The organism is Caldalkalibacillus salinus (genome assembly GCF_016745835.1).
GTDB classification, from domain to species: Bacteria; Bacillota; Bacilli; order Caldalkalibacillales; family JCM-10596; genus Caldalkalibacillus_A; species Caldalkalibacillus_A salinus.
On the sequence record NZ_JAERVL010000001.1, the window covers coordinates 278,246 to 291,027 of the forward strand.

Here is a 12,782-nt window from a genome sequence, read left to right on the forward strand (position 1 = left end):
GGAGACAAATTATGTATGTAAGATGTTTTACCGCACATTTAGACGGCTTACATGGCAGATTAATTGAAGTCGAAGTGGACATTTCAAACGGATTACCTCATTTTGATATTGTTGGATTACCGGGGTCCGCTCTAAAAGAGGCCAAAGAGCGTGTGCGTTCTGCTATCAAAAACAGTGGTTTTGAATTCCCGCATCGTAGAATTACCGTGAACCTGGCACCTGCACATGTCAGAAAAGATGGGTCCTATTATGATTTGGTCATCGCATTAGGTATCCTTATCGCTGATAAGCAGATAAGCTTGGATGACGAAGCCCAAGCCCGTATCCAAAATAGTCTGTTTATTAGTGAACTCGCACTAGACGGTTCGACAAGGTCGAGCCATGGCATCCTGCCTTTGGTGCTTGCTGCAAAGGAAAACAACATGAACCATGTGTTTTTACCCGTATACCATCATAAAGAAGCAAGTATCGTGAAGGGCGTTAATGTCATACCCGTTAATGGTTTGAAACAGGTGGTGCAACTTTTGAATAAAGAGATGAGCGCTGCTCAGGCACATACGTATACCATGACACAGCAAGAGGACCATATTCAGCTCAATCCATCTTTGACCTCTATGGAAGACATACGGGGTCAGGAGCACGTGAAGAGAGCTTTTGAAGTGGCAGCCTGTGGTCAGCATCATATGTTAATGGTTGGGCCGCCAGGGAGTGGGAAAACATTACTCGCCAAAAGTTTTCAACAGTTACTTCCGGCGTTAAAAGAAACTGAAGCACTAGAGGTCACTCGTATTTACAGTGTAGCGGGCTATCTGAAGGATAGACAAGGTTTAATACGTGATCGTCCTTTCCGGGCACCTCATCATACGATTACACTAGCGGGGATGGTGGGAGGAGGCGTCCCCATTAACCCAGGAGAAATTAGTCTTGCTCACCAGGGCGTTTTATTCCTAGACGAGTTTCTTGAGTTTAAGCGTGAAGTGGTTGAAGCGTTACGAGAACCCTTAGAGGAAGGTGAAATTACCCTTACACGCGGGAACCAACATTATGCCTTTCCTGCCCAATTTTTGATGATTCTAGCCTTGAATCCATGCCCGTGTGGCTACTACGGACACGAAGACATGCACCATACATGCACATGTACCGCCGCACAAGTTGAGCGATACCAACAGAAACTATCAGGTCCTTTGTTTGATCGGATTGATCTACATCTAGAAGTCCCCTTAGTTCCCATAGCAGATATACAAGATAATGAAATAAACAACAGTGGGCGTATCGATGCGTCACAAAACGAAACCAAAGACATGATTAAGCGCATCGAACAAGGCCTGGCCTTCAAACGCGAGCGTACGAAAAATAACAAACCTAATCAGGCGCTCTCCGTTGCGGAAATCAAACGTGAATGTCGACTGAACACAGGCGCCAAAGAGTTACTTAACTTGGCTTATCAACAACTGTCTTTCAGTGCTCGTGGCTATCATAAACTATTAAAAATCTCCCGTACCATCGCCGATATAAACGGCACGGAGAGTATAGACGAAAAAGCGATTTCTGAGGCCATTCACTACCGTTCTTTAGACCGTCTACAAGGAAAGAGAGAGGTTCGCCTGCATAAATAGAAGGAAACCTTAACCCCATGGCTTACGAAACAAAAGCATATCGTTTACTTTAAAATGTAAAACGCTAACAATTAGGTCACGAAGGGCATGATGAACAATATTGATGTTCGACAAAATTTAAGGAATGTTGTAAGCTGATATATGGAAGCAATTACACAGTGACTGTCATCGGATAGGAGGATGAGAAATGAATATCCATGAGTATCAAGGGAAAGAAGTTCTGAAACAATATGGGGTTGCCGTTCCAGAGGGGAAAGTGGCATTCACCGTAGATGATGCGGTTGAGGCTGCCAAAGGATTAGGAACCGAAGTCAACGTTGTCAAAGCTCAAATCCACGCAGGTGGGCGTGGGAAAGCAGGAGGCGTTAAGGTTGCTAAGAACCTAGACGAAGTACGTACATACGCTTCTGAAATTTTAGGGAAAGTATTGGTGACACATCAAACTGGACCAGAAGGTAAAGAAGTTAAGCGTTTACTTATTGAACAAGGGTGTGACATTCAACAAGAATATTACGTTGGTGTTGTTGTGGATCGTGCCACGGGGCGTGTCGTTATGATGGCGTCAGAAGAAGGTGGTACTGAGATTGAGGAAGTCGCAGCTGCCACGCCTGAAAAGATATTCTCAGAAGTCATTGATCCTGCAGTGGGGTTAGTGCCTTACCAAGCGAGAAAACTAGCTTATGCCATTAATATTCCTACTAAACTTGTAAACAAGGCTGTCAAGTTTATGATGGGCTTATATGAAGCGTTTGTGGACAAAGACTGCTCTATGGCTGAAATCAACCCACTTGTCGTGACGGGTGATGGTAATGTGATGGCTCTAGACGCTAAACTAAACTTTGATTCTAATGCACTATTCAGGCATTCTGATATTTTAGAATTAAGAGATTTAGAAGAAGAAGATGAAAAAGAGATTAGGGCTTCAGAATATGATCTAAGTTATATCGCATTAGACGGTAACATCGGATGCATGGTCAATGGGGCTGGCCTAGCGATGGCGACGATGGATATTATTAAGCACTTTGGCGGTGATCCCGCAAACTTCTTAGATGTAGGTGGCGGAGCAACGACAGAGAAGGTCACAGAAGCCTTTAAGATTATTTTATCTGATGAGCACGTTAAAGGGATTTTCGTCAATATATTTGGCGGCATCATGAAGTGTGACGTTATTGCTGAGGGTGTTGTAGAAGCAGCGAAACAGGTAGGCTTGGACCGACCACTCGTTGTACGTCTAGAAGGAACCAATGTTGAGTTAGGTAAGAAGATTCTAAATGAGTCAGGACTCAATATTGTTGCAGCTGAATCCATGGCAGACGGTGCAGAAAAAATTGTCTCATTAGTAAAATAGAAAGGCGGTAAAATCATGAGTGTCCTTATTAATAAAGATACAAAAGTTATTGGTCAAGGTATTACGGGTTCTACAGGACTTTTCCATACAAAGCAAGCGATTGAGTACGGGACCCAGATGGTTGGCGCTGTCACACCGGGTAAAGGTGGCACAGTTATTGAAGATATTAATCTACCAGTTTTTAATACAGTTCAAGAAGCTAAAGAAAAAACGGGTGCAACGGCTAGTGTGATTTATGTTCCACCTGCGTTCTGTGCTGACGCCATTATGGAAGCAGTGGACGCTGAACTGGACTTGGTTATTGTCATTACGGAAGGGATCCCTGTCATCGATATGGTGAAGGTTAAGCGTTATATGGAAGGGAAGAAAACACGCCTCGTAGGACCAAACTGTCCTGGTGTTATTACACCTGAGGAGTGTAAGATTGGTATCATGCCCGGATATATTCATAAGAAAGGTCACGTAGGTGTTGTTTCTCGAAGTGGTACATTAACTTACGAAGCGGTACACCAATTATCAACTAGAGGAATAGGTCAGTCTACAGCGATCGGTATAGGTGGCGACCCAGTTAACGGCACTAATTTTATCGACGCGCTGAAATTATTTAACGAAGATCCTGATACGCATGCCGTTATCATGATCGGGGAAATCGGAGGTACAGCCGAGGAGGAAGCGGCTGAATGGATTAAAGCAAACATGACCAAGCCGGTTGTTGGCTTTATCGGTGGTCAAACAGCACCTCCAGGAAAACGCATGGGTCACGCGGGTGCCATCATTTCTGGTGGGAAAGGTACAGCGGATGAAAAAATTGCAACATTAGAATCTTGTGGTGTCAAAGTGGCCAAAACACCTGCCGTTATGGGTGAGACATTAGTCGGGGTTCTTGAGGAGAAAGGGCTTCTTGATCAGTGTGTCACTCATCCTGTAGGCTAATACTTGGAAACAATGCACGATGAGCTTAAAGAGCAATTAACTTAATATATGTCATTTAAAAGCTGCTCCAAAGTATATTAACCTTTGGGCAGCTTTTTTTACAGCTCTCTTAAATTTCCAGAGAGTCATTTTTAAATTCATAAAAGGGATTCACTCAATCATGTAGAAACTCCTAATGGTTCAAGTTTTTTCCTATATCTTTACATATATAATAGTAGAAAGGGGCAACACATGCGGGATTCACTCATTGCACTCACACTCGTACCGAACATAGGGTGGAAAACGGTACACGCGCTCCTAGAGCAAGGATTTGAAAATGATCAAGCACAAATGGGCAAGTGGTCAGCTTCCCACTGGAAAGACACTTTTTCGTTCTTAACACCAAAGCAGTGTCAGTCTTTAGAGCATCACTACGAGCCAGCGCGAGTCAACACATATTTAAAAGAATGGGCGACCAAAAATATAACCGTGACAACCATATTAGACGATGCATATCCTGAACGATTAAAAAATATATATGACCCACCTTGGGTGCTGTATACAATAGGAAACCGTGATTTATGGCATGACCCCTCCATGGCTTTTGTCGGGTCAAGGAAGGCTTCTACCTATGGAAAACATATCACTCAAAGATTTGTAAAAGCACTCTTAGAGCATGGATTCGTCATTTCTAGTGGTATGGCTTTAGGGATCGACTCCATTAGTCATTGGGAGGCGCTACGTCATAAAGGTAGAACAGTGGCAATTCTCGGATCAGGGATTGATGTTATTTATCCTAAGCAACACCGCTCTCTTTACTCCCAAATCGTAAAAGAAGGGTTAATGATTTCTGAGTATCCCCCCGGCACGCGCCCACACCCTGGTTTTTTCCCTAGACGGAACCGTATTATTTCTGGTCTGTCAGTTGGTACCATTGTCGTTGAAGCGAATGAAAAAAGCGGTTCGTTAATCACAGCTCACCAAGCACTAGAGCAAGGGAGAGAGGTATTTGCTATACCCGGTTCTATTTTCGACCAACAATCTAAGGGAACCAACCTCTTGATTCAGAAACATGGTGCCAAACTCGTAATCCAGGTGGAAGATATTTTAGAAGAATTACCCGACTACTTAATACCGCAGAAACATGATTCGTTTGAGACAGGATTAAATCCCTCAGAACTGGTCGATGATAAAGAAAAAGAAATACTGAACAACCTACAAGAAAGACAACATTTTAACGACTTGCTTAATAAAGGTGCCTTTTCAGTGCCAGAATTAACATCAGTGCTTCTACGTTTAGAAATGAAAGGTTTAATTCATGCCTTACCTGGATCATACTATCACAAGGCTTGAAGGCAATTAAGAGTCATATAAACGACGTCATAATATGACATAAAGAAAAGAGAACGTTTGACAAATGAAAGATAATTGTTTCATAATGAAGAAGATTTTTATTACACATGAGAGGGGGAGGACATCTCATGGCTGATTCCTTAGTGATTGTAGAATCTCCCGCAAAAGCCAAGACTATCGGCAAATACTTAGGAAAAAAATATATCGTCAAAGCGTCCATGGGTCATGTTCGTGACTTACCCAAAAGCCAAATGGGTGTGAACATTGAAAACCATTTCGATCCTAAATATATCACGATACGTGGAAAGGGAAGTGTATTAAAAGAGCTGAAAGATGCAGCAAAAAAAGTTAAGCGTATTTATCTCGCGGCCGACCCCGATAGAGAAGGGGAAGCGATTGCTTGGCATCTCGCATACAGCTTAAATATAAATCCTGAATCAGACTGTCGAGTCGTCTTTAATGAAATAACAAAGGATGCGATCAAAGAAGCTTTTAAGGAACCGCGTTCAATTAATATGGATCTCGTTAACGCGCAACAGGCGAGAAGAATCCTCGATCGCCTTGTCGGGTACAACATTAGTCCTATTCTTTGGAAAAAGGTAAAGAAAGGACTCAGTGCTGGACGTGTCCAATCAGTTGCAGTTAAAATGGTCATTGACCGTGAGAATGAAATCAAGGATTTCAAACCGGAAGAGTATTGGAGTATTACAGCTTCATTGAACGCCAATGATAATCCGTTTGAAGCAAAGTTCTATGGGTTAAACGGTAAGAAGGCCGATTTACCTCATGAGCAAGAAGTGCAACGGGTCCTTAAGCAAATGGAGAACCAACCCCTTATTGTACAGTCTGTACAGAAGAAAGAGCGTCGTAGAAACCCTGCACCACCGTTTATTACGAGCTCACTACAACAAGAGGCAGCGCGAAAGCTCAATTTTAGAGCTGCGAAAACAATGATGTTAGCTCAACAGCTGTATGAGGGGATAGACCTAGGGAAACAAGGCACTACAGGTTTAATCACGTATATGCGTACAGATTCGACGCGTATATCAGAAACAGCTAAAAAAGAGGCATCAGAATATATTCAGGAGAACTTTGGTCAAGCGTTTGTTTCATCTTCAAAAAAGCAGGCCAAAAAGAATCAAAATGCTCAGGATGCTCACGAAGCCATCCGTCCCACTTCAGCTCAATACGATCCGAAGTCCATCAAGCAGTACCTAAGCAGGGACCAACTTCGCTTATATCGTTTGATTTGGGAACGCTTTATTGCTAGCCAGATGGCACCTGCCGTACTCGATACCATGACGGTAGACCTTGATGCTAACGGTGTGACTTTTAGGGCCACTGGTTCACAAGTGAAATTTCCAGGGTTCATGAAAGTGTACGTTGAAGGCAACGACGAAGGTAAAAAAGAAGAAAATAAACTTCTACCTGAATTGAGCAAGGGTGAAGAAGTGAAAGTCGAGGACATTGAACCGAAACAACACTTCACGCAGCCACCTCCGCGTTATACTGAGGCAAGGCTCGTTCGCACATTAGAAGAGCTCGGTATTGGGCGTCCTTCCACATATGCGCCAACCCTTGAGACCATTCAAAAACGTGGTTATATCTCTTTAGAGGACCGTCGTTTTGTACCGACAGAATTAGGAGAAATTGTCATTGAACTCATGAGTGAATTTTTTCCTGAGATTCTTGATGTGTCCTTTACAGCCGGCATGGAGGATCACCTAGATAAAGTAGAAGAGGGCAGAGAGAACTGGGTGCAGATCTTAGACGGCTTTTATAAGGACTTCGAAAAACGTGTCAACGTAGCCGCCGAAGAAATGAAGGAAGTAGAGATTGAAGACGAAGTTTCAGATGAAGTCTGTGAAAAATGCGGCAAACATCTGGTTTACAAACTTGGACGTTACGGAAAATTCTTAGCTTGCTCCGGATTCCCAGACTGTCGTAACACAAAGCCAATCATGAAAGAAATTGGTGTGGATTGTCCTTCGTGTGAAAAAGGAAAAATCGTCGAGCGTAAAAGTAAGAAAAGACGAACGTTCTACGGTTGTAGCGAATTTCCGAATTGTGAATTTGTTTCATGGGATAAACCTATTGCTCGTAAATGCCCAAAATGTGAGCATATGCTAGTCCAAAAGAAGAGTAAGAAAGATCCAAAAGTCAAATGCGTTGAATGTGACTACGAAGAAACACAATTGTAGGGGAAGAAAGGGTCGAACAGTATGGCAGAACAAACAGCAGTAAATGTGATAGGAGCGGGATTAGCAGGAAGTGAGGCAGCGTGGCAAATCGCTAAACGGGGTGTCCCTGTCAATCTTTATGAAATGCGTCCCGTGAGAAAAACACCAGCCCATCGATCACAAGACTTTGCCGAGTTGGTTTGTAGTAATTCATTAAGAGCCAATCAACTGACAAATGCTGTGGGTGTATTAAAGGAAGAAATGAGACACCTAGACTCCGTGATTATCGGTTCAGCAGATAGGTGTTCCGTTCCTGCCGGTGGGGCATTAGCAGTGGATAGAGAAGAATTCGCAGCCAATGTCACCAGCCAGGTTCAAGAACATCCTAATATCACCGTATATAGAGAGGAAATGACGTCGCTGCCAACAGACGGGATCACGATTGTGGCCACAGGTCCCTTAACGTCTGAGAGCCTATCAAATGAATTAAAAGCATTGACCGGTGAAGAGTATCTTTATTTCTATGACGCAGCAGCGCCCATTATCGAGAAGGACTCCATTGATATGAATAAAGTTTTTCTAGCCTCTCGTTATGACAAAGGGGAAGCGGCGTACCTTAACTGTCCGATGTCAGAAGAGGAATTTGAAGCCTTTTACGACGCTTTAACCGCTGCTGAAGGTGTCCCTTTAAAAGAGTTCGAGAAGGAAATCTATTTTGAGGGCTGCATGCCATTAGAAGTCATGGCCAAAAGAGGAAAGAAAACAATGCTCTTTGGTCCGTTAAAGCCTGTCGGTCTTGTTGATCCGAGAACGGGTGAACAGCCTTACGCTGTGATACAGTTACGTCAAGACAACGCAGCAGGGACGTTATACAATATTGTTGGATTCCAAACCCATTTGAAATGGGGAGCCCAAAAAGAGGTCATTCGTATGATTCCGGGGTTAGAGCATGCAGAGATTGTCCGTTACGGCGTCATGCATCGAAACACCTTCGTCAATTCTCCTCGATTGTTACATCCAACCTATCAATACAAAGATAGAGAAACGCTATTCTTTGCTGGGCAGATGACGGGGGTAGAAGGTTATGTGGAATCGGCGGCTTCTGGTTTGATCGCTGGCATTAATGCAGCAAGTTTAGCCAAGGGAGAGAAACCGGTAGCGTTTCCTCATGAAACAGCACTTGGGAGTATGGCTCACTATATTACAAGTGCTTCACCGGATAACTTCCAACCGATGAACGCAAACTTCGGCTTGTTTCCACCATTACCCGAGCGTATTAAAAACAAAAGAGAGCGAAACTCAGCTATCGCTAATCGTGCACTAGATACTATTCAGAATTTTTCACAAAATATACACAACTAAATATTGCTACGAAAAATGAAGGTATGGTAAGATTAAGTTGCTAATGAGGGTGATGAAATGAACCATGAGCAACAGAGATGGTTTGACGATTTTGTTCAGTATTTACAAGTCGAGAAAAATGCATCTCAATATACCATTCAAAATTATGTAAAAGACCTTCAAGACTTCGCGCATTTTATGAGGCAGCAGATCATTCTTGATTTTGCTGCTGTTTCTTATGTTCATATAAGAAAATACCTGGCGACATTACACACGAAGTCATACGAGAGGAAAACCATATCGCGAAAATGCTCAAGCTTACGCAGTTTCTATAAATATCTAACGAGAGAAGGATATACGGAGGTTAATCCTTTTTCTCTTGTCTCTACACCAAAATTAGAAAAGCGGTTACCGCAATATTTTTTTGTCCAAGATTTAGAGGCGCTGTTTGCTATTCCTGACTCGGGTCATCCATTAGGGCAGAGAAATAAAGCCATTCTGGAAACATTATACGCTTCAGGCGTGCGAGTGAGTGAGCTAGTCGGTATGGATGTGTCACACATTGACCTGGACCTTGGTGTTGCGCTCGTTTATGGAAAAGGAGCAAAAGAACGCTATGTCCCTCTTGGACAGTTTGCGATTGATGCAATTGAGCAATACTTGAATAAAGGGAGAAAGCAACTAATGAAAGAGGAACAAGATGCCTTGTTCCTCAATTACCGTGGGGGGAGACTGACAGATCGGAGTGTTCGACGTGTTTTAAATGATTTGATCAAACAAACATCAATCACACAACGGATCACACCACATAAGCTTCGACACACTTTTGCCACCCATTTACTAGAAGGTGGAGCAGATTTACGTACAGTACAGGAGTTGTTGGGACACGTTAATATCTCTTCTACACAAATATACACCCATATTAGCAACGACCGTCTTAGAGAAGTTTATCGTCAAGCGCACCCACGTTCTTAGCGGCAAAGATAGCATCGTAACATGGCATGATCGTGCTCAATACGACCTGTGGGTAAATGAGATAAAAAGGCTGATGACTAAAGAATAGATAAGACGGGTCTCATCTTCAAGGGAGGGATGTAAAGTGGAACAGTCGTTTCATGCAACAACAATATTTGCAGTACAGCATAATGGTCAATCTGCCATGACGGGTGATGGGCAAGTCACACTGGGGCAAGCGATGGTGATGAAACATTCAGCGAAGAAAGTGCGACGATTATATCACGGGCAAGTTGTTGCTGGTTTTGCTGGATCCGTAGCTGACGCACTCACGATTTTCGAAATGTTCGAAGGTAAACTTCAAGAGTACCACGGAAGTTTAAAGCGTGCGGCAGTTGAACTTGCCAAGGACTGGAGAAAAGATAAAATGCTTCGTAAATTAGAAGCAATGATGATCGTGATGGATAAGGAGCACCTACTGCTCGTATCAGGGACGGGGGAGATTATTGAACCAGATGACGGTGTGTTAGCGATCGGTTCAGGTGGTGCCTATGCCCTATCGGCAGGAAGAGCATTGAAACGTTACTCACCACAATTAACGGCCAAAGACATTTCGGAAGCTGCCCTCACCGTAGCTGGAGAAATCTGTGTTTACACCAATAACCAGATTGTGACCGAAGTATTGGAATAAGAGAGGGGCTGGTCATTTTGACTAAACGAGCGATGACACCTAAAGAGATTGTAGCGGAGCTAGATCGATACATTGTAGGTCAAAGTAAGGCGAAGAAGTCCGTTGCGATTGCTCTACGCAACCGCTATCGTAGAAGTTTATTGCCTTCAAACCTACAAGATGAGATCGTTCCTAAGAATATCCTCATGATGGGGCCAACAGGTGTTGGTAAAACTGAAATCGCACGTAGATTGGCAAAGTTAGTCGGAGCACCTTTTATCAAAATTGAGGCAACAAAATTTACAGAAGTCGGGTATGTCGGGCGAGATGTGGAGTCTATGGTTCGTGATTTGGTGGAGACGGCTATACGAATGGTCAAGGAAGAGAAGATGGAAGAAGTTCAAGACCAGGCCAAAAAGAATGCCAACAATCGGTTAGCGGAAATTATTGTGCCTTCACCTAAAACGAAGCAATCGTTTAAAAATCCGATGGAGATGCTTTTCGGCCAACAAGATGCGGATGAAACTGAACAGCAATCCCAACAAGAGCAAGAAAGTCTATATCAAAAGCGTAGAAGAATGAAACACCAGCTAGAGCTTGGAGAGCTTGAAGACCACATGGTAGAAATCGAAGTGGAGGACCAAGCACCCAATATGTTTGAAATCTTCTCAGGGCAAGGCGTTGAGCAGATGGGTGTGAATATGCAAGACCTCTTCGGTCAAATGATGCCCAAGAAAACAAAGAAGCGCAAACTGCCAGTGTCAGAAGCTAGAAAGATACTGACACAGGTTGAAGCAGGGAAGTTGATTGATATGGATGAAGTCCATCAGCTTGCTATACAGCGTGCAGAGCAGTCAGGCATGATATTTATCGATGAAATAGATAAAATCGCCAGCGGTCAAAACACACAGTCCGCTGATGTATCACGAGAAGGGGTCCAACGCGATATCTTGCCAATCGTTGAAGGGGCTACTGTGATGACCAAATACGGTGCTGTCAGAACAGATTACGTACTCTTTGTAGCCGCAGGTGCGTTTCATATGAGTAAACCATCTGACCTGATCCCAGAATTACAAGGTCGATTTCCAATCAGGGTAGAACTTCAAGATCTTGGGGTAGATGATTTTGTTAGTATCCTAACAGAGCCTCAAAATGCAATAACAAAGCAATATGTCGCACTTTTAGAAACGGAAGGTATTAAAGTTGAATTTTCTGACAATGCTATAGTTGAGTTGGCAAAAATTGCTTCAGAAGTGAACCGTACAACGGATAATATTGGTGCGCGACGTTTACACACCATTCTTGAGAAACTTCTTGAAGATTTATCATTTGAGGCGCCGGATATCACCCTCGAGAAGATTACGATAACACCAGAATATGTGCACGAAAAACTTGATGATGTTATCCAAGACAAAGATTTATCACAATACATCCTGTAGCATTGAGCCAAAAAAGTTTTAAATTTTAGGAGGAAAAGAAAGATGGCCTTATTAAACAAAACAAGACGTATTAACAATATGTTACAAACCGTCTCAGGACCTGTTAATTTTAAGGAAATGGCGGAAGTTCTCAGTGAAGTGATTGGCGCAAATATTTTTGTCGTCAGTAGAAAAGGAAAACTATTAGGTTTCTCCATTTATCATGAAATTGAGAATGAAAGAATGACGAACTACTTGCAAGAAAAACAATTCCCTGAGGAGTACACACAAGGGATACTCAAGATTACAGAAACTTCAGCGAACTTAGACATCACAAGCCCATATACAGCATTTCCAGTAGAAATGAAAGATATTTTTAATAAGGCTTTAACCACTGTTGTGCCAATTGTGGGAGGCGGTGAAAGACTAGGAACTCTCGTACTCGGACGTATAACTGACTCCTTTGATGAGGATGATCTTATCCTGGCCGAATACGGGGCAACCGTTGTAGGAATGGAGATCTTAAGAGAACGAGCCGAAGAGATTGAACAAGAAGCGAGAAGCAAAGCTGTCGTACAAATGGCGATTAGCTCTTTATCCTATAGTGAACTCGAAGCGGTGGAACATATCTTTGAGGAGCTAGATGGCAAGGAAGGCCTATTAGTGGCAAGTAAAATTGCTGATCGTGTCGGTATTACCCGATCTGTCATAGTTAATGCCTTACGTAAGCTAGAGAGTGCAGGCGTTATAGAGTCTCGTTCATTAGGAATGAAAGGGACGTACATTAAAGTATTAAACGAAAAACTCATGATAGAGTTAGATAAGATTAAACAGTCCTAGGTAGATCTCGATACAGTATAAGCCTGATAGATTTAAACAATGATTTTAAAATGTACACTTCCATGAACAAAATAACGACTAAAAACGCGTGATCAAGCGGATCATGCGTTTTTTTTTATCTCATTTTTTATGGATTTATAGGTACTCATC

General features: G+C 42.8%; 10 protein-coding genes. All 10 read left to right on the plus strand.

Going from position 1 to position 12,782, the window contains the following annotated elements; translation table 11 throughout:
* The first annotated feature begins 11 nt into the window (after positions 1-11).
* The 10 genes from JKM87_RS01310 (at position 12) to codY (ending at position 12,632) form a co-directional block, all read left to right on the plus strand.
* Positions 12-1,616, plus strand: a complete 1,605-nt coding sequence (locus JKM87_RS01310; protein ID WP_202077048.1) for a YifB family Mg chelatase-like AAA ATPase — start codon at positions 12-14, stop codon at positions 1,614-1,616.
* Positions 1,617-1,803: 187 nt separating this feature from the next.
* Positions 1,804-2,964, plus strand: coding sequence for an ADP-forming succinate--CoA ligase subunit beta (gene sucC / locus JKM87_RS01315; protein ID WP_202077050.1), 1,161 nt, complete (start codon positions 1,804-1,806; stop codon positions 2,962-2,964).
* A 15-nt stretch (positions 2,965-2,979) separates the two neighbouring features.
* On the plus strand, positions 2,980-3,897 hold the full coding sequence (gene sucD, locus JKM87_RS01320; RefSeq protein ID WP_202077052.1) for a succinate--CoA ligase subunit alpha: 918 nt from the start codon (positions 2,980-2,982) through the stop codon (positions 3,895-3,897).
* Between the two features lie 231 nt (positions 3,898-4,128).
* Positions 4,129-5,229, plus strand: coding sequence for a DNA-processing protein DprA (dprA, locus tag JKM87_RS01325; RefSeq protein WP_202077055.1), 1,101 nt, complete (start codon positions 4,129-4,131; stop codon positions 5,227-5,229).
* A gap of 128 nt (positions 5,230-5,357) precedes the next feature.
* A complete protein-coding gene (gene topA, locus JKM87_RS01330) occupies positions 5,358-7,430 on the plus strand; it encodes a type I DNA topoisomerase (RefSeq protein WP_202077057.1) in 2,073 nt (690 codons plus the stop codon).
* A 21-nt stretch (positions 7,431-7,451) separates the two neighbouring features.
* Positions 7,452-8,771 carry an FADH(2)-oxidizing methylenetetrahydrofolate--tRNA-(uracil(54)-C(5))-methyltransferase TrmFO gene (trmFO, locus tag JKM87_RS01335; protein WP_202077059.1) on the plus strand — a complete coding sequence of 440 codons (1,320 nt, stop codon included), beginning with the start codon at positions 7,452-7,454 and terminating at the stop codon, positions 8,769-8,771.
* A 57-nt stretch (positions 8,772-8,828) separates the two neighbouring features.
* On the plus strand, positions 8,829-9,725 hold the full coding sequence (gene xerC / locus JKM87_RS01340; protein ID WP_202077061.1) for a tyrosine recombinase XerC: 897 nt from the start codon (positions 8,829-8,831) through the stop codon (positions 9,723-9,725).
* A 124-nt stretch (positions 9,726-9,849) separates the two neighbouring features.
* On the plus strand, positions 9,850-10,395 hold the full coding sequence (gene hslV / locus JKM87_RS01345) for an ATP-dependent protease subunit HslV (protein WP_202077062.1): 546 nt from the start codon (positions 9,850-9,852) through the stop codon (positions 10,393-10,395).
* Positions 10,396-10,412: 17 nt separating this feature from the next.
* On the plus strand, positions 10,413-11,813 hold the full coding sequence (gene hslU, locus JKM87_RS01350) for an ATP-dependent protease ATPase subunit HslU (protein WP_272899160.1): 1,401 nt from the start codon (positions 10,413-10,415) through the stop codon (positions 11,811-11,813).
* Between the two features lie 42 nt (positions 11,814-11,855).
* Positions 11,856-12,632, plus strand: a complete 777-nt coding sequence (gene codY / locus JKM87_RS01355) for a GTP-sensing pleiotropic transcriptional regulator CodY (protein WP_202077068.1) — start codon at positions 11,856-11,858, stop codon at positions 12,630-12,632.
* Positions 12,633-12,782: the final 150 nt, after the last annotated feature.